We start from the raw sequence: 22,375 nt of genomic DNA on the forward strand, positions 1-22,375 counted from the left end.
CGTGGCAGCGGCGGAACGGGACGGACCCGAGCCGGCCCGGCGGCCCCCCGTGACCGTGCCCGGGGAGCGGTTCGCGCTCAACGGCATGGGCAGTCTCGAATGGGACCTGGGCGCCGGAACGGTGGTGCTCGACGAGGCTGCGATGGAGGTCTTCGACCTCGGGCCGGAGGAGTTCGACGGCACCGTGCCCGGGGTCGGGCGGCGCATCCCGTCCGCGGACGGTCTCCGGCTGACCCGGATCGTCGAAGGCGTCCTGGCGGACGGCGGGGACACGTACGGCGCGTACTTCACGGTGAAACGGCGCGACGGGCGCGACCAGTGGACGCACACCTCGGGCCGGGTGCTGCGGGACGGCGCCGGGCAGCCCGAGCGGATCGTGGGGATCGTCCGGGACGCGACCGCCGAGCTCGCCCACGCCACGCTGCTGCGCAAGCTGGAGGCGGCGCGCGCCCAGCAGACGACGATCGTGCAGCGGACCACGGAGGCCCTGTCGCGGGCGGTGACGGTCGACGACGTCACGGCCGCGCTGACCGGGGCGGGCGCGCTGGAACGACTCGGTGCGGACGGGCTGGCCCTGGGACTGGTCGAGGGCGGCACCATCAAGATCATCGCGCTGAGCGGGGAGTCCCTGGAGATCCTCAGCGAGCGCCGGTTCACCCGGCTGGACGGTTCGCTGCCGCTGTCGCACGTGGTGCTCACCCGGCAGGCACGTTTCGTCACCTCGCTCGCCGACCTCGGCGGCGAGTTCCCGCTGCTGGCGGACTACCTGAACCGCATCCGGTACGACGCCGCCGCCTACCTGCCGCTGATCGCGCAGGCCAAGGCCATCGGCGGGCTGGTCCTCTTCTACCGGCGGCGCACCGAGTTCAGCCCGGAGGAGCGCAACCTCTGCCTGGGCCTGGCGGGCATCGTGGCCCAGTCCCTCCAGCGGGCGCTCCTCTTTGACCAGGAGCGGGAGTTCGCGACCGGCCTGCAGGCCGCCATGCTGCCGCGCCGGATCCCGGAGATCAGCGGCGGGGAGATCGCGGTCCGCTACCACGCCGCCTGGAGCGGGCGGGAGGTCGGCGGGGACTGGTACGACGTGATCTCGCTGCCCCGCGACCGCGTGGGCGTCGTGGTGGGCGACGTCCAGGGCCACGACACGCACGCGGCGGCGATCATGGGCCAGCTGCGGATCGCGCTGCGGGCGTACGCGGGGGAGGGCCATCCGCCGTCCACGGTGCTGGCCCGGGCCTCGCGCTTCCTCGCCGAGTTGGACACCGAACGCTTCGCCACCTGCATGTACGCGCAGGTGGACCTGGAGACCGGCGGCGTACGGGCCGTCCGTGCGGGTCACCTCGGACCGCTGATCCGGCACACGGACGGGCGTACGGGCTGGCCCAACGTGCGCGGCGGCCTGCCGCTCGGGCTGGCCTCGCTCTTCGAGTACGAGGAGTTCCCCGAGACCCGGCTGGACCTGGTGCCCGGGGAGACCCTGGTGCTGTGCACGGACGGCCTCGTGGAGGAGCCGGGCACCACCATCACCGCCGGGATGGACGCCCTCGCCCAGGCCGTGCGCAGCGGCCCCCAGGGGGCCGCGGCCCTCGCCGACCACCTCTCCGACCGGCTCTGGGAGCGCTGGGGTTCCGGGGACGACGTCGCCCTGCTGGTGCTGCGCCGGGCCCCCGACCCGGGAACCCACCGGGCGCCGCGCATCCACCAGTACGTCCACCAGGCGGACCCGGAGGGCCTCTCGGAGGCCCGGTACGCCCTGCGCCAGGCGCTGCGCGACTGGGGCATGCCGGAGCTCGCCGACGACGTGGAGCTGGCGGCCGGGGAGCTGCTGGTCAACGCGCTGCTGCACACCGACGGCGGGGCGGTGCTGACGATGGAGGTGCTGCCGGAGCCGGTCCGGCGGATCCGGCTGTGGGTCAAGGACCGCTCCAGCGTGTGGCCGCGCCGGCGCACCCCGGGCGAGGCGGCCACCACGGGGCGCGGGCTGCTGCTGGTGGACGCGCTGGCCACGCACTGGGGCGTGGAGTCCCGGGGCGAGGGCAAGGCGGTGTGGTGCGAGTTCGACGCCGGCGGCAGGCCCCGGAGCGCGGGGTGATCGGACGATCACCCCGGGTTGTGGGATGCGGGGGTCGGGGTGATGATGCGAGCCATGGAACGGATCGTGTTGTGCGCGGGCTGACCAAGGTCGCCGTGACGGGCGCTCTGGCCGTGCTCCTGGCGGTGGCCGGGGTGCCGGCCGTCGTGGACTGGGCGACGGGTCGACCGCACGCGGACCCCGCGTGCCAGTCGGTGGCCTTCATGTCGATGACGGACGTCGCCCCGCACTGCCGGTAGCGGCGGCTACCGGCCCCGGGCGCGGGCCGCGGGCCCCCACCCTCAGTGCTTGCGGACCTCGACGTCCTGCCTGTCCTGGGCGACCGTGGCGACCGACCTCGGCATCAGGCCCGAGAGCTGGACCTCCTGGAGCTCGGCGGTGACCACGGCGCGGCCCGGGCGCACGTTCACCCAGCGGCCCGGGGCCGTGGCCACCCACCGGCGCTCCGTGCCGTCGCAGACGGGCTGCTCCGCGCCGATGCTCAGGCGGCCGCCCTCGTGCTCGACGGTCGCCTTGATCTGCATCGCCCCCGTGGGTGACGCCTGCTCGCAGTGGTACGACCCGGAAAGGGTGACGGAGCCGTCCTTGGCGACGTAGGCGTCACGCTGTACGGAAATCCCTTGATTGAAAACCGTGGCGCCGGCCGGAGCGGTGAATAGCGTGGTGGCGGCCAGTGCGGAGAAGGCCGTCAGGGCGATTCGGCGGGCGGGGATGGGCATTCTTCCTCCAGATGCAGCGGATGGCGGGATTCCACCGGAACGCATTGTGCTGGCAGGTGGGCGTACGCACCTGCTCCGCGCGCTCGTGTCGTTGTGCGCAATTACCTGCCCGGGCGCGTGAAACTGGCCGCAATACGTCCCCGAAGGGATCTCGCATGCGCCAGCCAGCCCGCCCCCTGCCCGTCCTCGCCCTCCTCCCGGTCCTGCTGTTCGGCGCCACCGCCTGCCAGGGCGCCGCGGAGCCGGACGCACGCGCGCCCGCCGCGCCGCCGGCGGTCGTGGTGGACGACGGGGTACCGGGCGCGGCGCGGGCCCCCGTACGTCCCGGCGCGAAGGACGCCCGTGTGGGTAGCACCGCGCGGCTGCACGGCAGGCAGTTCGGCCGGCACCTCCAGGTCGTGCTCAGGGCCTTCGTGGACCCGGCGATCAGCGTGGACAAGAAGTTCGCCCCGCCCGCCGGGAAGCGCTGGGTGGCCGCCTCGATGTCCTTCGTCAACGTGGGAGGGGCCTCGTACGGGGCGCTCGGACGCATGTGGGCGCACGACGGCGCGGGGCGCCGTCACCCGGTGGTGAAGACCGGCGAGCTGACGACCGGCAAACCGATCGTCTTCGATTCCCTAGAGGTCGGTGAGCGGGCCGAAGGGTGGGTGGTGTTCGAAATCCCGGAAAGCGTGCGCATTGTGCGGCTCCAGTACCAGGACGCGAACGCGCAGGCGAATTCCGGAGAGGGATTCTGGGCCGTCTAGCCCGCCCGGGTGAAGGGCCGTGAAAGGCTCGTCGAAGAGACCACTAGGGTGCGCGCATGACTTCTACTCAAGCCGAAATCGACCGGTCCCAGCTCGGCACCCTTTCGGTGCTCGCCTGGATCGGAGACCCCGAAGAGGCGCACGACATCCCGTACCTCCTCGCCTACACCCTCGGCGACGGACCGCAGGGTCGGGAGGCCGGCGAGGCGGCCGCCCGCGGGCTGCTGGAGGAGATCGGCCTGCCCATCGGCGACGTGGTCATGGACGGCACGCTCAAGGCGGCCACGTTCCCGGTGCAGATCCTGCTGGAGGGCAACCAGATCGCGCTCACCCTGCCCGGGATGAACGCGCGCTGCACCGCCCCCGACGAGTGGGTCGCCGCGGCGGACGAGAGCGGGCAGGCGTACTTCCTCTTCGCCACCCGTGCCTGGCCCGAGGCGGTCCCGGGCCAGCCGGTCGCGCCGGAGACCCTGCAGGCCTTCGCGGGCGACGAGTCCGTGCTCACCAGCAGCGCCCACTGCGTCCTCGCCGTGCGGCGCGTGCAGCGGTAGCCACAGACCGGGTGCCGCCGCCACCCGCTCCGGCCGCCGGGCCCCCAGCCTGCCCGGTGGCCGGTCCCGCTTCACCCGGGGCCGTGGTCAGGGCCGTTCGAAGGCGAACCGCAGCGAGCGGACCCGGTTGTCGAAGTTCGACCCCGCCAGGTCCGGCAGACCCACCGCCCGCAGCCCGACCGGCCGGGTCAGCAGCTCACGGAAGAGGGCCTTCATCTCCACCCGGGCCAGGTGCGCACCCAGGCAGAAGTGCGGGCCGCCGCCGCCGAACCCCAGGTGCGGATTGGGCGAGCGGGTGATGACGAAGGCGTCCGGGTCGGGGAAGAGCGCCTCGTCCCGGTTGGCGGAGGCGTAGTAGAGGACCACCTTGTCGCCCGGCCGGAACACGTGCCCGTCCATCGTGTGCTCGGCCACCACGGTCCGGCGGAACTGGATGATGGGCGTCGAGTGCCGGATCATCTCGTCCACCGCCCCGTCCGCGTACTTCTCGAAGTCCGAGAGCAGCAGGTCCCGCTGGTCCGGATGGTCGGTCAGCAGGGACAGCCCGTGGGTGATCGCGTTCCGGGTGGTTTCCACCCCGGCGACCATCAACAGGGAGAAGAAGGCGCCGAGCTGGCGGGCCCCGAGGGCCTGGCCGTCGACGTTCGCGCACACCAGCGCCGAGATCAGGTCGTCGGTGGGGTGCTTGCGCCGCTCCCGCCCGATGCCCGCCACCATCCGCTGCATCCGGGCGAGCGCGCGCAGCCCGCGCCCGGGCATCCGCAGCCGGGAGGCCAGGCCCCGCTCCACACCGATGTTCTCGGAGGCGTGGTTGACGCGGTCGGCGATCTCGGCCCGGTAGCACTCGGGGATGCCCATCATGTTGCAGATGACCTCCAGGGGCAGCCGCGAGGCCACGGCCGAGACGAACTCGTCGGGCTGGTCGGCCAGTACGTCGTCCACGATGCGGGCGGCCACGGCGTGGATGTCCGCCTCGGCGGCCGCCAGCAGGCGGGGCGTGAAGGCGCGCTGCACGATCTTGCGCAGCTGGGCGTGGTCGGGGCCGTCCAGATTGACCATCGAGTCCCCGAACAGCGCCCGCACCCAGCGGGCCGGCTCGGGGGTGGTCACGCCGGGGGCACTGGCGAAGACCTTGGGGAGGCGGCTGGCCTCCTGCACCTGGGCGTGGCGGACGAGGGCCCAGTGGCCGCGCCCGGAACCTTCGGGGACGAACACCGGGCCCTCGGCCGCCCGCAGCCGGGCGAAGGCCGCGAGTCGGTGGGCGGGGGGCTGTAGCCAGAAGCCTGGCTCGGCCAGCTCCCTGCCGGGGTCGGTGCCGTGGCGTTGTGCCGGGAGTGTCATGGCAGGGCCTCCAGTCGGTGCGCGTCGTTCTGCGCTGGAGAACGGCGGCGGGGGCGCGGGAGTGACGGTTCGAAGGGGTGCGGGTGCAGGTGCGGGCGGCTCGGAGCGTCAGACGGCGGCGCCGGTGGCCGCACCGGCCCGGGTGGACAGGGTGAGGCCGACCGCCACCGTCAGCACCCCGACGAGGCCCGCCCACAGGACGGCGTACGGACCCGACCAGGTGCAGGCGAGCGTCACGAGCGCGGACACCGGCAGGACCAGCTGCTGGGCGAGGCCGCGCTTGAAGTGGCGGGAGTGCAGCAGCCACACCATCAGCAGGAACAGTGCGGTCGGGACGGTGACGGAGGCGTTCGCAGCGACCTGGGAGATGTGCGCCTTGCCCACGGCGTGCTCGACCGCGACCTCGATGCCGGCGCCGATCGCCGCGCCCGAAAGGAAGATCAGCAGGTGCCCGTAACCCCACGGGATGGCCTCGCGGTTGGAGTTCAGGTGCTGGTGCATCGGTACGGCGAAGTAGATCCACCACGCGGCGAAGACGATCAGCAACCCGCCCGCCGCGATGGGCAGCAGCTGGTCCAGCGCCTCGTGCTCGTCGATCGCGGACTTGACCGCCACCGTGGCCGCCGCGATCGTCTCGCCGAGCACGATGATGGTGAACAGGCCGTACCGCTCCACGATGTGGTGCGCGTGCCAGGGCGTCTGGTGCCCGCGCTCGGCGATCACCGGAACCCCCAGCTCGGCAACGAGCAGGACGAGGAACAGCCAGCGCTTGAGGTCGTCCGGGACGAACAGCAGCCCGATCCAGCCCAGCTGGCAGATCACCAGCCCGGCCGCGTACTTCAGTGCCGAGGCCCGGGCCTCGCCCTGCTCCCCGGAGGCGGCCCGCAGCCACTGCGCCGTCAGGGCGACGCGCATGATGATGTAGCCGGTGACCGCGACCGCCCAGTCGTTGTCGTCGAAGGCCCGGCTCACCCCGGCCGCGTACACGAGCACACCGGCGATCTGCACGAGCGTCGCGATCCGGTACGGGACGTCGTCCACGTCGTACGCCGAGGCGAACCAGGTGAAGTTCATCCAGGCCCACCACACGCCGAAGAAGACGAAGAAGTAGCCGACCACCCCGGCACCGGGATGGCCCTCCGCCAGCGAGTGCACCAGCCGGGCGCCGGCCTGGGCGATGGCGACGACGAAGCAGAGGTCGAAGAACAGCTCCAGCGGGGTGGCGGCACGGTGGAGCTCGTCGGGGCTGCGAGCGGTCATGGGGGAGTAGGCCATACCGGCCAGGAGACCAGAGGCGGGCACCTCCGGCAGGGCGGACGCGCGGCCCGCGCGGCCCGCGTGCCCCGGCCGGATGCGAGGCGAGGTCCGCGGCTGCGGAACGGTCGCGGACGGAGGCGGGCGCCGTCACCGGACCCCCATCGGCCTCCGTGCCCCGTGCCCGGCGGTGCGCCGGTGGTCCCGCGCCCGCCCCGGAGCCGGGCCGCCCGGCCGGCTCGACCCGGGGGACGGGGCCGGGGCTGGGAACCGAGCCGGGGCGGGGGAGGGGGAGGGGGCGGCCGTACCCTGGAGGCATGAGCAGCGCCCCCGCCCCCGACCCGCAGGCCTCGCGTACCGCCCCCGAGGCCGACCAGCCGCGGCCGAAGCCCAAGCTGGTCTTCGACGACCCGCTGGACCAGCAGTCCTCGGACGACACCGACCGCGGCTGGGGCGAGCGGCCGCCCGCCGGCGGAAGCGCGGCCGACCTGGCCCGCTTCCTCGACGAGAAGCCCCCGCACCACGTCTGACCGGCCGAGACGGCCGGAGAGATCAGAAACCGTTGCGCGGGCCGGTGGGGGCCGTGCCGCCACCGCGCTGTGCGACCAGAGCGTCCCGGATCTCCTTCAGGAGCTCCAGCTCGGTGATTTCGACGACCTCCTGGACGCCTTCCTTCGCCTTGCGCCGGGCCTCCTGCTTGGCGAGGTACTTCGACATCGGCAGGACCATCAGGAAGTACACGACCGCGGCGGTGATGACGAAGGTCAGCGTCGCGTTCAGCACCGAGCCCCAGAGGATCTCCACACCCGTCGGCTGGCCGTCCGGGCCGATGGCGCAAGGAGCCTTGAGGCAGGACTTGTAGCCGTCCAGGCTCTTGGTGCCGACCGCACCCACCACCGGGCTGATGATCCCCTTGACCACCGAGTTCACGATGTTCGTGAACGCGGCGCCGATGACCACGGCCACCGCCAGGTCGACCACGTTGCCGCGCATCAGGAAGGCTTTGAAGCCTGCCAGCACGCTCTCCTTCTTCTTCTCGCTCACGACTGAGCCTCTCTTCACATCTGCTGAACACGGAGCCAACGGTTCCGAAAGCTACGGCAGTCCGGGCGCGGCGTGTCCAATCGGCCCCCACCTCGAGGTGAATTGACTGACCGCGTGTGCGAATCAGCACAACGTCACCGCCAGTCGGGTCGTGGCTCCCGCACCCACGAGATCCCGCGCGGTGTCCCGCGGAACGGACAGCACCACCAGAGCCCCACCGTCCCCAACACCCTTGTCGGGATCGGGAACTTCGGCGACCAGTGCCCCCGCGGCCAGCACCCTCGGCGGCCCGGTGCGCTCCGCCGCGACCACGTCCACCCGGTCCCCGGGCCGCAGCAGCCGCACCGTCGCCGCGTCCGCGATGCGCACCGGCGCCGACACCCTCCGCACCGCAGCGGGTGGCGCCGCACGCTGAGCGGCCCGAACCCCGGGCTGCGCGGCGCCCCGCGAGGCCTGCGCCTGCGCCCCGCCCACCGCCACGGCCGCCGCCACGACGGCCAGCGCGGCCGAGGCGGCCCGCCGCCGTCGTCGCACGGCCCGGCGCAGCCGGTCCCCGCCGCGCCCCACGCGGAGCGGCGGGAACGGCGGGACGGGACGCGCGGGGGGACACGCGGAGTACGTCGCGCACGCGGCGGGAGCAGCAGAAGGGGCGGAAGCGGAGCGGGTAGAGCGGGCAGAGAAGGCGGAACAGGCCGAAGGGGCCGCGGAAGTACGGGACATGACGAACACCACCAGACCGAGTGAGTTGCGTGCCCGGACCCGGCGCCCGGACACGTCTCACGATCCGGCCTCCCGGAGAATCCCGTCGGAGCCTGTGGACGATCCCCAGCCTGTGGACAACCCCGTCACCCGCACGAGTCAGTCGGCGGCGGCCCGCACCCGCTGCAGCGCGGCCACCGGGTCCGCAGCCCGGGTGACCGACCGGCCCACCACGACGTGCGAGGCCCCGGCCGCGAAGGCGGCCCGCGGCGTCCCCGGCCGGGCGTGCCCGCCCGCCGCCGCGCCCTCCGGCTCCAGGACCACCCCCGGCGTGACGATCAGCCGGTCCGGCCCCAGGAGTCCGCGCAGCACCCCGGCCTCCCGCGGCGAGGCGATGACCCCGTCACAGCCCGCCCCAACGGCCAGCCGGGCCAGCCGCAGCACCTGCTCCTCGGTGTCCGCGGCGACGCCGATGTCCGCGAGGTCGCTCCCGGTCATGCTGGTGACCACCGTCAGCGCGAGCACCCGCAGCCGCGGGAACTCCCGCGCCGCCTCCACCGCCGCGGACATGATCCCGGTACCGCCCATGCCGTGCACCGTCACCATGGACGCGCCCAGCGCGCCCGCGGCCCGGACCGCGCCGGCGACGGAGTTCGGGATCTCGAAGAGCTTCAGGTCGAGGAAGACCTCGTGCCCCCGCCCGACGAGGTCCCGTGCGAGTCCGGGGCCCGCCGAGGTCAGCAGCTCCAGGCCGATCTTGTAGGAGCCGCACGCGTCGCCGAGGCGCTCGACGAGCGCCTCGGCGGCCCGGCGGTCGTCGAAGTCCAGGGCGACGATGACCCTGCGGTCGGCGGGAGGAAGATCGGTGTTCACGCCGCCATTGTCGAGGTCACCGCCCGGCGGGGACCTGGCAGGACTCCGCGAAGCCCTGACTGGTCAGGCCGAAGGCGCTGTTGACGCGCGAGCGCCAGTTCTCCAGCGCGACCATCGCGGTGAGTTCGACGAACGCCTTCTCACCGAGCCTCGCGATCAGCTCCCGCGCGAGCTCGTCCGTGACCGCCGGCTCGGTCTCCGTCATGGCCTCGGCGTACTCCATGACCAGCAGTTCCAGCTCGGTGAACACCTCACGGGCCTCCCGCCACTGCGGTACCCGCTCGATCTTCTCCGTCGGCACGCCCAGCTCGTGGCCCTCCCAGTAGCCGAAGTCCATGCACCACGAGCAGTTGATGCGGGCCGCCGCCGCCATCACGGCGAGATGCTTCAGTCCGGCGTCGAGCGCGTTCCACTTCGCCACGCTCCGCTCCAGCCGGACGTAGGAGAAGAGCACGCGCCCGTTGTGACCGTAGGCCTGCCCGGGGTCGAGCACCTTGCCGTAGGTACGGCGCGAGTACCAGGCCCCGATCCGCATGAGCAGGGTGCGGGGCGGGGTGAGCGAGATACGCGGCATGACAGTCATCTCCCTGGACGGGGCGGTCTTCGTTTCCGCCGTCACCAGGGAGGACCGGACAGCCGCACCGAATGTGACAGCCGCCGGGCCCTTCTCTACGCGCCTTCTTCGCCGGGCGCCGCGGGCGCGATCCCGAGCGCGCCGAGGAGCCGCTCCGCGAGGTCCTCCGCGAAGGCCTCGGAGCCGGTGAGGGCGGCCCGCACACCCTCCGGGTCGGCGGTCAGCCCGCCGGCGGCCGCCCAGTCGAGGGCGCCCGCCAGGGCCGCCTCTACGGGGAACCGCTCGACGGGTATCTCGTAGTCCTCGGCCGTGTCCCGGTTGAGCAGCGCCTTCCAACGGCCCCCGGCGAAGGTGGCGCCCTCGACGAAGCCGACGTCGCTGTCGAGGTAGGCCACCGTGAGCACCGGCGCCCCGGTCCGCCGCGCCAGCGCGGCCGCGGCGCCGTCCGGCTGGTCGGCGCAGTACACGACCGACCAGCCACCGCCCAGGTCCGCGTCGGCATCGACGCCCTCGACCCCGGCCTCCGCCGCGAACTCACGCAGCTCCGTCACCGTGGCGCGAGCCACGGCCATCCCACCCGAATCTCCCATGCGCGCAGGCTAGGGGCCGCCACTGACAACGCGGCCGGGTTGCCGCCGGCAGGGGCTACGGGAGCTCGATGCCCAGGTCCCACCCGTCGTGCGCGTGCGTGCACAGGCAGGCCCGGGTCTCCGTGGCCGGCAGGGCCGCCACCGCGTCGAAGAGGACCTCGCGCAGCCGCCCGACGTTCTCGCCGAACACCTTCAGGACCTCGGTGTGGGAGACGCCCTCGCCGGTCTCCGCACCCGCGTCCAGGTCCGTGACCAGCGCCATCGAGGTGTAGCAGAGCCCCAGCTCACGGGCGAGGACCGCTTCCGGGTGGCCGGTCATGCCGACCACCGACCAGCCCGCCGCCGCGTGCCACCGCGACTCGGCGCGCGTCGAGAAGCGGGGCCCCTCGATGACGACCATGGTGCCGCCGTCCACCGGCTCCCAGTTCCGCCCGCGGGCCGCCGCCAGCGCCACGGACCGGCCCACCGGGCAGTACGGGTCGGCGAAGGTGGTGTGCACGACGTTCGGCACGGAACCGTCGGGCAGCGGCTCGCCGTCGAAGAAGGTCTGGGCGCGGGCCTTCGTACGGTCGACCAGCTGGTCGGGAACGAGCAGCGTGCCCGGCCCGTACTCGGCCCGCAGGCCGCCGACCGCGCACGGGCCCAGCACCTGGCGGACGCCGACCGAGCGCAGGGCCCACAGGTTGGCCCGGTAATTGATCTTGTGCGGCGGGACGGTGTGGCTGCGTCCGTGCCGGGGCAGGAAGGCCACCTGGCGCCCGGCCAGCTCACCCACGTAAAGGGAGTCGCTCGGGGGTCCGTACGGGGTCTCCACCTGGATCTCGGAGACGTCCTCCAGGAAGGAGTAGAAGCCCGAGCCGCCGATGACACCGATCTCTGCGTTCACCATGCGGTCCACCCTAAGGCCCTGCCGTGGGCATGCCGAAGGCCCCGCTGCCGGCTGGGGCGGCGGGGCCTTCGGGGGAAGCGATCAGGCGGCCGACGTGGAGCTGCTGCTCGACGAGCTCGACGACGTCGAGGAGGCCGAGGCGGCAGGAGCGGCGGCAGGGGTCGACGTCGAGGACGACGAGGAGCTGGACGACGGCTTCGAGGCAGGGGTGCTGCTCGACGACGCGCCACGGCTGTCGTTCCGGTAGAAACCGGAGCCCTTGAAGACGATGCCGACCGCGGAGAACACCTTCTTCAGGCGTCCGTCGCAGCTCGGGCACACGGTCAGTGCGTCATCGGTGAACTTCTGCACGGCCTCAAGGCCCTCACCGCACTCGGTGCACTGGTACTGGTAGGTCGGCACGAATTTCCTCCTGGCACTCTGACTCAATGAGTGCTAACGACGCTCCATGGTGACGTATTCCGGCGGATCAGTCCACCGTCACCGGCACGCGGTGACCCATCCCACGCTCGTTCACCCGGTTACGGGAGGCCGTCGAGGGGGTGGTGCGGGTGGTTGCCTGGGCCGTCGCGGGGGCCTTCGACTCCGTCTTCGCGGGGGTCGCGGGCGCGGCCTCCTGCGCGGAGGCGTTCACGATCCGGCTCGAGGCCTTCGGGGCGAGCCGCGTGCGCAGCGCCAGCAGGGCGGTCAGCGCGAGGGCCGTGGCACCCATGGGCACCAGGAAGCCGAACGAGGATCCGTGCGCGTCCGTCAGGCGGCCGGCCAGGATGACGGCGACGGCCTGACCGAAGGCGATCGAGCCGGTCAGCCAGGTGAAGGCCTCGGTCCGCGCGTTGGCGGGGATCAGCTGCTCGACCATCGTGTAGCCGGTGATCAGCGCCGGGGCGATGCACAGGCCGACGACCAGGCCGAGCGCGCCCAGCAGGATCATCGAGTTCGCCGCCCACAGGACGGAGGCGGCGGCGGTGAGGCCGATGTAGCCCAGGATCAGCCGGCGACGCGGGCCGATCTTCCAGGCGATGGCGCCCATGGCGATACCGGCGATCATGTTGCCCGCGGCGAAGACTCCGTAGAGCAGGCCGTTGGCGCCCGGGTTGCCCATCTCGTTGGAGAAGGCGGCGAGCGAGACCTGCATGCCGCCGAAGACGGCGCCGATCCCGAGGAAGGCGAAGACCAGGACGCGCAGGCCGGGGAAGGACAGCGCGAAGGCGCGCTTCTCGCCGGTGACCGACGGGGCGTGCGTCTTGGGCTGGCTGGCCCGCTGGGCCGCGAAGAGCAGGCCGCCGAGCAGGGTCAGCGCGGCCTCGGTGACCAGGCCGGCCGCCGGGTGGACGCCGGTGCACAGCGCGGTCGCCAGGACCGGTCCGACGACGAAGGTGAACTCGTCGGTGACGGACTCGAAGGCGGCGGCCGTCGGCAGCAGCGGCGAGCCCTCCAGAGTGGCGGCCCAGCGCGCCCGGACCATCGGGCCGACCTGCGGCACCGAGGCGCCGGTGGGTACGGCGGCCAGCGCCAGCGCCCAGACCGGCGCGTCCAGCAGAGCGAGCGCGGCCAGGCCGGTGACGGCGGCGGAGTGCGCGAGGACCACGGGCAGCAGGACGGCGGTCTGGCCGAAGCGGTCGGTGAAGATGCCCATCAGGGGCGCGGACAGCGCCATGGAGATGCCGGTGACGGCGGCGACGATGCCGGCGCTGCCGTAGGAACCGGTGGTGTGCTGGACCAGCAGCAGGATGCTGATCGTCAGCATGCCGAAGGGGAGTCGTGCTGCGAAGCCGGGGAGTACGAAGCCGAGGGCGCCGGGAGTGCGCAGGAGCTGTCCGTAGCCGGGGCGGGCGGACGTGTCGGACGTGACCGCGGATGTCACGGCCTTGCCTTTCCGCTGCCTGGTAGAGCGTCCCCGTCTGCGGACGGTGCTTCGCCTTGTGAGCGGCCGCACCCGTACATGTGGGAGCCCCGAGAGCTGTCCTCTTGCGCAGAACCGAGTGATACCTGGGCGCCCACGTCGGGGTGGTGCCACGGCCGCTTTGCGGTCGCGCCAGCTCTGCGTCAGGCAGAGTTGGTTCGATCTGGTGTGCCTTCATCGTACAGGGAAAGCCACTACCACGCCCTGTGAATTCGGTGACAGGGGGTGTCTTCACCTGGGATTAACGGCCGCTTCGCATGTAAAGAGCCCGGAAAAGCAGGCAAAAGTGGGCATATCTCAGCTAACGCGGCCGAATTAGAGCGACGCTCTAAGTGCGTTCCGGGCGTGCTCCGGCGACGCCCTAGCGCGAAACGGGTCCGCCCGTGCCCAGCCACCCCGCGAGCTTGCCGCCCCGGGCCACCGCCCGCAGCCGCGCCTCCGCCGCGTCCCGCACCGGATCCGTGGCCACCACCAGCAGCTCGTCCCCGTGCCGCAGCACGGTCGACGGTGCCGGTACGAAGCTCTTCGCGTCCCGGACCACCAGCGTGACCGACGCCCCCGGCGGCAGCCGCAGCTCGCTGACCTCCACGCCGTGCATCCGCGAGGCCGGAGGGATGGAGAAGGAGAGCAGGTGTCCGCGCAGCTTCTCCAGCGGCGCCGATTCGATCCCGAGGTCGAGGGCGCCCTCGTCCCCGTTCCCGAGGTTCAGCTTGCGCGCGAGCCAGGGCAGGGTCGGCCCCTGGACCAGGGTGTAGACGACGACCAGCACGAAGACGATGTTGAAGACGCGGTCGCTGCCCTCGATCCCGGACACCATCGGGATGGTCGCCAGGATGATGGGCACGGCTCCGCGCAGGCCCGCCCACGACATCAGCACCTGCTCCTGCCAGGAGATCCGGAAGGGCAGCAGGCTGATGAAGACCTCCAGGGGGCGCGCCACCATCGTCAGCACCAGCCCGATGACCACGGCGGGCCAGAAGTCGCGGACCAGCTCGTGCGGGGTGACCAGCAGGCCCAGCAGCACGAACATGCCGATCTGGGCGATCCAGCCGAGCCCGTCCGCGAAGCCCCGGGTGGCCGGCCAGTGCGGAAGCTTCGCGTTCCCGAGCACCATCGCCGCCAGGTACACCGCGAGGAAGCCGGAGCCGTGCGCGATGGCGCCGGCCGCGTACGCCACGATGGCGATGGCCATCACGGCGATCGGGTAGAGGCCGGAGGCGGGCAGCGCCACGTGCCGCAGCCCGTACGCGCCCAGGAAACCCACGGTCAGGCCGATCGCGGCGCCGATCGCCAGCTCCAGGGCGATCTTGCCGATCAGGACGTACCACTCGTCCACCGGGCCGACGGTCGAGAAGGCCACCACCAGGATGACGACGGGGGCGTCGTTGAAACCGGACTCAGCCTCCAGGACGCCGGTGATCCGGGCGGGCAGCGGCACCTTGCGCAGCACCGAGAAGACGGCCGCCGCGTCGGTCGAGGAGACGACCGCGCCGATCAGCAGGGCCTGGCGCCAGTCCAGTCCGACCAGGTAGTGCGCTCCCGCAGCCGTCACGCCCACGCTGACCGCTACGCCCACCAGTGACAGCATGACCGCGGCCGGTAGGGCCGGCTTGATCTCTTTCCACTTGGTGCCCAGACCACCCTCGGCGAGGATCACGACGAGTGCGGCATAACCGATGACCTGGGTCAGCTCGGCATTGTCGAATGCGACGTCACCGATGCCGTCCTGGCCTATGGCGATGCCTATGCCGAGGTAGATGAGCAGGCTGGGGAGGCCGCTGCGTGAAGAGATGCGTACCGCCGCCACGGCGACGAGCAGCACGAGCGAGCAGACCAGCAGGAGCTCATTGAGCGTGTGGACAGTCAGCGGGCGGCCCTCCTCAATGCGCCCGGCGGATCGATCCTCCCGGCGACAAGTTCGGCAAGTAGTTCGTTACCTTACCTAATCTTTGACGCGCCCTTTACGCGATAACCACATTGTGAAACGCCCGTTCCCCCCTGTCCTCAGCACCTCGACCCCTGGCGGATCAACGAAGGCGGTCGTGCGCCTATGGTTGCTCCCAGTACTCCCAGGACCACCCTGCCCCTCTAAGGACAGCGATGCCCGCCAACGAAACCGCTCCTCCCGTCAAGAAGAAGGGGCGACGTGCCCGTCTGATCGTGCTCGTCCTGGTCCTGGCGCTCTTCGCGGGCCTCGGCTACGGGGCGTACTGGAGCGTGGACAGCGTGCGCGCCTCCTTCCCCCAGACGACCGGCTCCCTGAAGGTGCCGGGCTTGACCGGGACCGTCGACGTCAAGCGCGACGCCCACGGCATTCCCCAGCTCTACGCAGACAACGACGACGACCTCTTCCGCGCGCAGGGCTTCGTGCACGCGCAGGACCGCTTCTGGGAGATGGACGTACGACGTCACATGACGTCCGGCCGGCTCTCCGAGATGTTCGGCTCCGGCCAGGTCGAGACCGACGCCTTCCTGCGCACGCTCGGCTGGCGCCAGGTCGCGCAGGAGGAGTTCGAGAAGAAGCTCTCGACGGAGACCAAGAAGTATCTCCAGGCCTACGCCGACGGGGTCAACGCGTACCTGAAGGGGAAGTCCGGCAAGGACCTCTCCGTCGAGCACGCCGCACTCAAGCTCAGCGACGACTACAAGCCCGAGCAGTGGACGCCGGTGGACTCGGTGGCCTGGCTCAAGGCGATGGCGTGGGACCTGCGCGGCAACATGCAGGACGAGATCGACCGCGCGCTGATGGCGACCAAGCTCTCGCAGGCGCAGATCGACGAGCTCTACCCGCCGTACCCGTTCGAACGGAACAAGCCGATCGTCGAGGGCGGCAAGGTCGACGGCGGCAAGTACACCCCGCAGGGCGCCGCGGGCAGCGGCTCGGGCAACGGCTCGCGCACCGGCTCCGGCTCCGGCACCGGCTCCGGCACCGGCTCGGGCACCGGCTCCGGCGGCGCCAACACCGTCGGAACCCAGACCGTCACGGGCCCGGCCAACGGCCTGGCCGACAACGCCGCCGCCCAGGGCGCGACCGTGGGCCTGCGCACCCAGCTGACCTCGCTCGCCGACACCCTGGACAAGATCCCCGCGATCCTCGGCCCCAACGGCAGCGGCATCGGCTCGAACTCCTGGGTCGTCTCCGGCCAGTACACGACCACCGGCAAGCCGCTGCTCGCGAACGACCCGCACCTGTCCCCGCAGCTGCCCTCGGTCTGGTACCAGATGGGCCTGCACTGCCGCACGGTCTCGGCCCAGTGCCAGTACGACGTGGCCGGCTACACCTTCTCCGGCATGCCCGGCGTGGTCATCGGCCACAACACCGACATCGCCTGGGGCATGACCAACCTCGGTGCCGACGTCACCGACCTCTACCTGGAGCAGGTCAAGCCCGAGGGCTACGTCTACGACGGCAGGGTGGTCCCCTTCGGCACCCGCGAAGAGGTCATCAAGGTCGCCGGCGGCGACAGCAAGAAGATCACCGTCCGCACCACCAACAACGGCCCGCTCGTCTCCGACCGCAGCGAGCAGCTCGGTACGGTCGGCACCCGCGCCCCCGTCGCCAGCGCCGCCCCCGACCGCGGGGACGGTTACGCCGTCGCCCTGCGCTGGACGGCGCTGGACCCGGGCAAGTCCATGGACGCGGTCTTCAAGCTCGACAAGGCCAAGACGTTCGAGGACTTCCGCAAGGCGGCGGCCGACTTCGAGGTCCCGTCGCAGAACCTGATCTACGCCGACAACAAGGGCACCAACGGCAACATCGGCTACCAGGCCCCGGGCCGCATCCCGATGCGCGGCCAGCACGACGGCCGGATGCCCGCCCCGGGCTGGGACTCCAAGTACGCCTGGAAGGGCGGCAAGGACAGCAACACCGGCTACGTCCCGCAGAACGAGATGCCCTGGGACTACAACCCGTCCCGCGGCTACATCGTCACCGCCAACCAGGCCGTCGTGGAGAGCGGGACCGGCGCGGGCAAGTACCCGTACCTGCTGACCACCGACTGGGGCTACGGCGCCCGCAGCCAGCGGATCAACGACCTCATCGAGGCGAAGATCAAGGACGGCGGCCGGATCTCGACCGACGACATGCGCACCATGCAGATGGACAACAGCAGCGAGATCGCCGCGCTGCTGACCCCGATGCTGGCGAAGATAGAGGTCTCGGACCCGGGCGTGCGCGCCGCGCAGAAGCTGCTGGACGGCTGGAACTACACGCAGGAGCCCGACTCGGCGGCCGCGGCCTACTTCAACGCGGTGTGGCGCAACATCCTCAAGCTGTCCTTCGGCGACAAGATGCCCAAGGAGCTGCGGATCGAGGGCAGCTGCATGAACGTCCTCGGCAACGGCACCGGCCCGGCCGACGACCTCGCCAAGACGGTCCGCGAATGCGGCACCCGCGACGCCGACTCGGCGCAGCCCGACGGCGGCGACCGCTGGTTCGAGGTGGTCCGCCGCCTGGTCAAGGACGAGAAGTCGCCGTGGTGGACCACGCCGAGGACCGTCACCCTGCCGGCGGCCACCAACCGTGACGAGCTCTTCGCCCGGGCCATGCGCGACGCCCGGTGGGAGCTGACCGCCAAGCTCGGCAAGGACCAGTCCACCTGGAGCTGGGGCCGGCTGCACCAGCTGACGCTGAAGAACCAGACGATCGGCACCGAGGGCCCCGGCTTCATGCAGTGGCTCCTCAACCGCGGCCCGTGGAACGTGGGCGGCGGCGAGGCCACGGTCAACGCGACCGGCTGGAACGCCTCCAGCGGGTACGGGGTCACGTGGGTGCCCTCGATGCGGATGGTCGTGAACCTCAACGACCTCGACAAGTCGCGCTGGATCAACCTGACGGGTGCCTCGGGGCACGCGTACAACGCGCACTACACGGACCAGACGACGATGTGGGCCAAGGGCGAGCTGCTGGAGTGGCCCTTCGGCAAGGACGCCGTCGAGAAGGCCACGGTCGACACCCTGACCCTCAAGCCCGAGGGCTCGTAAGGGCCGGGGCGCGGATCAGGTCGTCATGGACTGAAGCGGTGCACCCCTGACGGGGTCGCCACCGCCTGCACGGGGTGGTCGTGCGGTTCCTCCGGGACCCGCGCGACCACCTCGTCGTCGTAGAGGAGCACGACCAGCGCCGGATGCGCTCCGGCGCGCTCCAGCCGCTCCAGCACCCGGTCGTAGGAGCCCCCGCCGCGGCCGAGGCGCATGCCGCGGCCGTCCACCGCGAGACCGGGCAGCAGCACGGCGTCGGCCCCGGTGACCGCGTCCGGTCCGAGCGCGGGTCCGGTCGGCTCCAGCAGCCGCATCTTGCCCGGGTGGTCGGCCTCGGCGAGCGCGGCCGGGCCTTCGTACGCCGCCCAGTCGAGGTCGTTGTCGGGCAGCAGCAGGGGGAGCAGCACCCGCTTGCCGGCGGCGCGCAGGGCGTCGAGGAGCTCCCGGGTGCCGGGTTCGGTGCCGATCGAGACGTACGCCGCCACCGTGCGGGCGCCGGCCAGTTCGGGCAGTTCGAGGGAGCTGACGGCGAGTGCGGCGGCCGCCGCACGGCGGTTCTCGGGTGACAAGGCGCGGCGCGCGGCGAGCAGTTCTCGGCGCAGTTCGGCCTTCGCGGAGGCGGTGGGCGGGTTCTCTGCCACGAGGAAATCAAATATCCTTCCGAATCGGGGCATACCTGTATCTACGTGCTGCGATCTCGTCCGCTGTTCGACGGAAGGCCACTATCGTTCGGGGCATGACTATGTTGCACCCCGTGATCAAGAAGGCCGTGATTCCGGCCGCTGGCCTCGGCACCCGCTTCCTTCCGGCGACCAAGGCGACCCCGAAGGAAATGCTCCCGGTTGTGGACAAGCCGGCCATTCAGTACGTGGTCGAGGAGGCTGTCGGAGCCGGGCTCGACGACGTGCTCATGATCACTGGGCGTAACAAGCGTGCCCTGGAAGACCACTTCGACCGGAACTACGAGCTGGAGTCGGCCCTCATCGCCAAGGGCGACGACGACCGCCTGAAGAAGGTCCAGGAGTCCAGCGACCTGGCCACCATGCACTACGTCCGCCAGGGCGACCCGCGGGGCCTGGGCCACGCGGTGCTGTGCGCCGAGCCGCACGTCGGCCGCGAGCCCTTCGCCGTCCTGCTCGGTGACGACCTCATCGACCCGCGCGACCCGCTGCTGCGCCAGATGGCCGACATCTACGCCCGCACCGGCGGCACCGTCATCGCGCTGATGGAGGTCGACCCGGCCAACGTCCACCTCTACGGCTGCGCCGCCGTCGAGGCCACGGACGAGGACGACGTGGTCCGCATCACCGGCCTCGTCGAGAAGCCGGACCCCGAGGACGCCCCCAGCAACTACGCGGTCATCGGACGTTACGTCCTCAACCCCGCGATCTTCGACATACTGCGGGAGACCGAGCCGGGCCGCGGTGGGGAGATCCAGCTCACCGACGCCCTGCAGAAGCTGGCCGCCGACGAGACCGTCGGCGGTCCGGTGCACGGCGTGATCTTCCGGGGCCGTCGCTACGACACCGGGGACCGCGGCGACTACCTGCGGGCCATCGTCCGCCTCGCGTGCGAGCGCGAGGACCTGGGCCCCGAGTTCCGCACCTGGCTTCACCGTTACGTCACGGAGGAGATGTAGCACCTTGAGCAGTTCCGCACCGCAGGACACCGGCCACCGTCTGTGGTCCGTGGACGAGCACCTCGCGGACGTCCTCTCGGCCGTCCGGCCGTTGGAGCCCATCGAGCTCCAACTGCTGGACGCCCAGGGCTGTGTCCTGGTCGAGGACGTGACCGTGCCCGTCGCCCTCCCGCCCTTCGACAACAGCTCCATGGACGGCTACGCCGTCCGAACGGCCGACGTCCAGGGTGCGAGCGAGGAGTTTCCCGCGGTGCTCACCGTCGTCGGGGACGTCGCGGCGGGCAGCGGTGAGCTGCCCACCGTCGGCCCCGGCGAGGCCGCCAGGATCATGACCGGCGCCCCGCTGCCGCCCGGCGCGGAAGCCGTCGTACCGGTCGAGTGGACCGACGGCGGCACGGGCGGCGGCGCGGCCGCCGGGATGACCCCGGCCAGCGCCGCCCCCGAGCACGCGGGCGGCGAGGTGCGGGTGCACCGCGCCGCCGAGGCGCGGGCGCACGTCCGCGCGCGCGGCAGCGACGTGCAGGCCGGTGACCTGGCCCTTTCGGCCGGCACCGTCCTCGGGCCGCCGCAGATCGCCCTGCTGGCCGCCATCGGGCGCGGCACCGTACGGGTGCGGCCGCGCCCCCGCGTGGTGGTCATGTCCACCGGCAGCGAGCTGGTCCAGCCCGGCGAGGCGCTCACGTCGGGCACCATCTACGACTCCAACAGCTTCGCGCTGGCCGCGGCCGCGCGGGACGCCGGCGCCATCGCCTACCGGGTCGGTGCCGTCGCGGACGACGCCGACACCCTGCGCGCCACCATCGAGGACCAGCTGATCCGGGCCGACCTGCTGGTCACCACGGGCGGGGTCAGCGTCGGCGCGTACGACGTCGTCAAGGAGGCGCTGTCCTCGGTCGGGCACTCCAGCGAGGGCGCGGACGGCGGCCGGATGGACTTCCGCAAGCTCGCCATGCAGCCCGGCAAGCCGCAGGGCTTCGGCACGATCGGCCCGGACCACACCCCGCTGCTGGCGCTGCCCGGCAACCCGGTGTCCTCGTACGTCTCCTTCGAGCTGTTCGTGCGCCCCGCGATCCGCGCCCTCATGGGGCTGCCGGAGTCCGAGGTCCGGCGGCCGAGCGTGCGCGCGGTGCTGAGCGCCGACAAGGCACTCGGCTCCCCGGCCGGCCGCCGCCAGTTCCTGCGCGGCAGGTACGACGCCGAGAGCGGCACGGTCAGCCCGGTCGGCGGATCGGGCTCCCACCTGATCGCCGCGCTGGCGCACGCCGACTCCCTGATGGTCGTACCGGAGGACGTCACCTCGGTGGAGCCGGGGACCGAGCTGGAAGTGATCCTGCTCGGCTGAAGTCGGGCCGGTGCGGGTAGCGTGTGTCGCACCACACAGGCTCCTCGGGAGCCCAGAGCGGAGCGGCGCAGCAATGAGTACCGAAAGCAGGCTCACCCACATCGACGAGGCCGGCGCGGCCCGGATGGTCGACGTGTCCGGGAAGGACGTCACCACCCGGACGGCGCGGGCCAGCGGACGCGTACTCGTCGCCCCGCGGGTGATCGAGCTGCTGCGCGGCGAGGGCGTCCCCAAGGGCGACGCCCTCGCCACCGCGCGCATCGCCGGGATCATGGGGGCGAAGAAGACCCCCGACCTGATCCCGCTGTGCCACCCGCTGGCCGTCTCGGGCGTGAAGGTGGACCTGCGGGTCGCCGACGACGCGGTCGAGATCCTCGCCACCGTGAAGACGACCGACCGCACGGGCGTCGAGATGGAGGCGCTGACCGCGGTCGCGGTCGCCGGCCTCACCGTGATCGACATGGTGAAGGCGGTCGACAAGGGCGCGGTCATCACGGACGTCCGGGTGGAGGAGAAGACCGGCGGCAAGTCCGGCGACTGGGCCCGCTCGTGAACGCCCCGCGCGGCGGCGAGGTCCACAGCCACAGCCACGGCCCCACTGCCGAGGCGGCCGGCGCTCCGCAGCCGCTGGGCCGGGCCCTGGTCGTCACGGCCTCGAACCGGGCCTCGCAGGGCGTGTACGCGGACAAGGGCGGACCGTTGCTGGCCGAGGCGCTGGAGGAGCTCGGCTTCACGGTGGACGGCCCGCGGGTCGTCCCGGACGGCGATCCCGTGGAGCAGGCCCTGCGGGAGGGCGTGGCCGCCGCGTACGACGTCATCCTGACCACCGGCGGAACCGGGATCTCGCCGACCGACCGCACCCCGGACGCCACCGCGCGGGTGCTGGACTACGAGATCCCCGGCATCCCGCAGGCCATCCGCGCCGAAGGCCTGGCGAAGGTGCCGACCGCGGCCCTGTCCCGGGGCCTGGCGGGCGTGGCCGGGCGCACCCTCATCGTCAACCTCCCCGGCTCGACGGGCGGGGTGCGCGACGGCCTCGCCGTCCTGTCCCGCGTCCTGCCGCACGCGGTGGACCAGATGCGGGGCGGCGACCACCCCAGACCGGTACCGCCCTCCGGGAGCCCGAGCTGAACGGCCCGACC

The 22,375-nt window shown here is 72.1% G+C and carries 23 protein-coding genes; 10 read left to right on the top strand and 13 right to left on the bottom strand.

Features of this window, described 5'->3' with window-relative positions; all coding sequences use genetic code 11:
* The first annotated feature begins 1 nt into the window (after position 1).
* Complete coding sequence (locus tag OG386_RS25760; RefSeq protein WP_443053198.1) at positions 2–2,089, top strand: SpoIIE family protein phosphatase; 2,088 nt, start codon at positions 2–4, stop codon at positions 2,087–2,089.
* A 71-nt stretch (positions 2,090–2,160) separates the two neighbouring features.
* Complete coding sequence (locus OG386_RS25765; protein ID WP_328790089.1) at positions 2,161–2,328, top strand: hypothetical protein; 168 nt, start codon at positions 2,161–2,163, stop codon at positions 2,326–2,328.
* Between the two features lie 42 nt (positions 2,329–2,370).
* Here the strand turns inward: OG386_RS25765 and OG386_RS25770 are convergent, their stop codons facing one another.
* Positions 2,371–2,808, bottom strand: coding sequence for a DUF6299 family protein (locus OG386_RS25770; RefSeq protein WP_328790090.1), 438 nt, complete (start codon positions 2,806–2,808; stop codon positions 2,371–2,373).
* A gap of 155 nt (positions 2,809–2,963) precedes the next feature.
* Here OG386_RS25770 and OG386_RS25775 point away from each other — a divergent pair, with 155 nt between their 5' ends.
* The gene (locus tag OG386_RS25775; RefSeq protein WP_328790091.1) at positions 2,964–3,554 is read left to right on the top strand and encodes a hypothetical protein; all 591 of its coding nucleotides are present in this window, start codon (positions 2,964–2,966) and stop codon (positions 3,552–3,554) included.
* Positions 3,555–3,610: 56 nt separating this feature from the next.
* Complete coding sequence (locus OG386_RS25780) at positions 3,611–4,105, top strand: DUF5949 family protein (RefSeq protein ID WP_030009737.1); 495 nt, start codon at positions 3,611–3,613, stop codon at positions 4,103–4,105.
* Positions 4,106–4,192: 87 nt separating this feature from the next.
* Here the strand turns inward: OG386_RS25780 and OG386_RS25785 are convergent, their stop codons facing one another.
* Positions 4,193–5,446, bottom strand: a complete 1,254-nt coding sequence (locus OG386_RS25785) for a cytochrome P450 (protein WP_328790092.1) — start codon at positions 5,444–5,446, stop codon at positions 4,193–4,195.
* A gap of 108 nt (positions 5,447–5,554) precedes the next feature.
* Positions 5,555–6,706 carry a low temperature requirement protein A gene (locus OG386_RS25790; protein ID WP_328790093.1) on the bottom strand — a complete coding sequence of 384 codons (1,152 nt, stop codon included), beginning with the start codon at positions 6,704–6,706 and terminating at the stop codon, positions 5,555–5,557.
* A gap of 311 nt (positions 6,707–7,017) precedes the next feature.
* Between OG386_RS25790 and OG386_RS25795 the strand changes: the two genes are divergently transcribed.
* Positions 7,018–7,230 carry a hypothetical protein gene (locus OG386_RS25795; RefSeq protein ID WP_328790094.1) on the top strand — a complete coding sequence of 71 codons (213 nt, stop codon included), beginning with the start codon at positions 7,018–7,020 and terminating at the stop codon, positions 7,228–7,230.
* 22 nt (positions 7,231–7,252) lie between these two features.
* Here OG386_RS25795 and mscL read toward each other — a convergent pair whose 3' ends face one another.
* From mscL to OG386_RS25840, 9 genes are all read right to left on the bottom strand, one after another.
* Positions 7,253–7,744, bottom strand: a complete 492-nt coding sequence (gene mscL / locus OG386_RS25800; protein WP_327384903.1) for a large conductance mechanosensitive channel protein MscL — start codon at positions 7,742–7,744, stop codon at positions 7,253–7,255.
* 123 nt (positions 7,745–7,867) lie between these two features.
* Complete coding sequence (locus OG386_RS25805; RefSeq protein ID WP_443053199.1) at positions 7,868–8,311, bottom strand: hypothetical protein; 444 nt, start codon at positions 8,309–8,311, stop codon at positions 7,868–7,870.
* 291 nt (positions 8,312–8,602) lie between these two features.
* Complete coding sequence (pyrF, locus tag OG386_RS25810) at positions 8,603–9,316, bottom strand: orotidine-5'-phosphate decarboxylase (protein WP_328790096.1); 714 nt, start codon at positions 9,314–9,316, stop codon at positions 8,603–8,605.
* Positions 9,317–9,332: 16 nt separating this feature from the next.
* Complete coding sequence (locus OG386_RS25815) at positions 9,333–9,890, bottom strand: carboxymuconolactone decarboxylase family protein (RefSeq protein ID WP_328790097.1); 558 nt, start codon at positions 9,888–9,890, stop codon at positions 9,333–9,335.
* 95 nt (positions 9,891–9,985) lie between these two features.
* On the bottom strand, positions 9,986–10,480 hold the full coding sequence (locus OG386_RS25820; RefSeq protein ID WP_328790098.1) for a hypothetical protein: 495 nt from the start codon (positions 10,478–10,480) through the stop codon (positions 9,986–9,988).
* Positions 10,481–10,535: 55 nt separating this feature from the next.
* Positions 10,536–11,369 carry an S-methyl-5'-thioadenosine phosphorylase gene (locus OG386_RS25825; RefSeq protein WP_328790099.1) on the bottom strand — a complete coding sequence of 278 codons (834 nt, stop codon included), beginning with the start codon at positions 11,367–11,369 and terminating at the stop codon, positions 10,536–10,538.
* Between the two features lie 81 nt (positions 11,370–11,450).
* Entirely contained in the window at positions 11,451–11,771 is a 321-nt protein-coding gene (locus OG386_RS25830; protein ID WP_328790100.1) for an FmdB family zinc ribbon protein, read from the bottom strand.
* 67 nt (positions 11,772–11,838) lie between these two features.
* Positions 11,839–13,233 (bottom strand): MFS transporter, encoded by a 1,395-nt coding sequence (locus tag OG386_RS25835; protein WP_328790101.1) that lies wholly within the window; start codon positions 13,231–13,233, stop codon positions 11,839–11,841.
* A gap of 400 nt (positions 13,234–13,633) precedes the next feature.
* On the bottom strand, positions 13,634–15,157 hold the full coding sequence (locus tag OG386_RS25840) for a potassium/proton antiporter (RefSeq protein ID WP_266602618.1): 1,524 nt from the start codon (positions 15,155–15,157) through the stop codon (positions 13,634–13,636).
* A gap of 215 nt (positions 15,158–15,372) precedes the next feature.
* Between OG386_RS25840 and OG386_RS25845 the strand changes: the two genes are divergently transcribed.
* Positions 15,373–18,255 carry a penicillin acylase family protein gene (locus OG386_RS25845; RefSeq protein WP_328790102.1) on the top strand — a complete coding sequence of 961 codons (2,883 nt, stop codon included), beginning with the start codon at positions 15,373–15,375 and terminating at the stop codon, positions 18,253–18,255.
* A 23-nt stretch (positions 18,256–18,278) separates the two neighbouring features.
* Here the strand turns inward: OG386_RS25845 and OG386_RS25850 are convergent, their stop codons facing one another.
* On the bottom strand, positions 18,279–18,893 hold the full coding sequence (locus tag OG386_RS25850) for a 5-formyltetrahydrofolate cyclo-ligase (RefSeq protein WP_405787516.1): 615 nt from the start codon (positions 18,891–18,893) through the stop codon (positions 18,279–18,281).
* A 95-nt stretch (positions 18,894–18,988) separates the two neighbouring features.
* Here OG386_RS25850 and galU point away from each other — a divergent pair, with 95 nt between their 5' ends.
* The 4 genes from galU (at position 18,989) to OG386_RS25870 (ending at position 22,364) form a co-directional block, all read left to right on the top strand.
* Positions 18,989–19,891 carry a UTP--glucose-1-phosphate uridylyltransferase GalU gene (gene galU, locus OG386_RS25855; RefSeq protein ID WP_266595593.1) on the top strand — a complete coding sequence of 301 codons (903 nt, stop codon included), beginning with the start codon at positions 18,989–18,991 and terminating at the stop codon, positions 19,889–19,891.
* 4 nt (positions 19,892–19,895) lie between these two features.
* Positions 19,896–21,233, top strand: coding sequence for a molybdotransferase-like divisome protein Glp (glp, locus tag OG386_RS25860; RefSeq protein WP_328790104.1), 1,338 nt, complete (start codon positions 19,896–19,898; stop codon positions 21,231–21,233).
* 73 nt (positions 21,234–21,306) lie between these two features.
* Complete coding sequence (gene moaC / locus OG386_RS25865) at positions 21,307–21,786, top strand: cyclic pyranopterin monophosphate synthase MoaC (protein WP_030012065.1); 480 nt, start codon at positions 21,307–21,309, stop codon at positions 21,784–21,786.
* Positions 21,787–21,860: 74 nt separating this feature from the next.
* A complete protein-coding gene (locus OG386_RS25870; protein ID WP_323185297.1) occupies positions 21,861–22,364 on the top strand; it encodes a MogA/MoaB family molybdenum cofactor biosynthesis protein in 504 nt (167 codons plus the stop codon).
* Positions 22,365–22,375 lie beyond the last annotated feature (11 nt).

The organism is Streptomyces sp. NBC_00273 (assembly GCF_036178145.1).
Classification (GTDB): domain Bacteria; phylum Actinomycetota; class Actinomycetes; order Streptomycetales; family Streptomycetaceae; genus Streptomyces.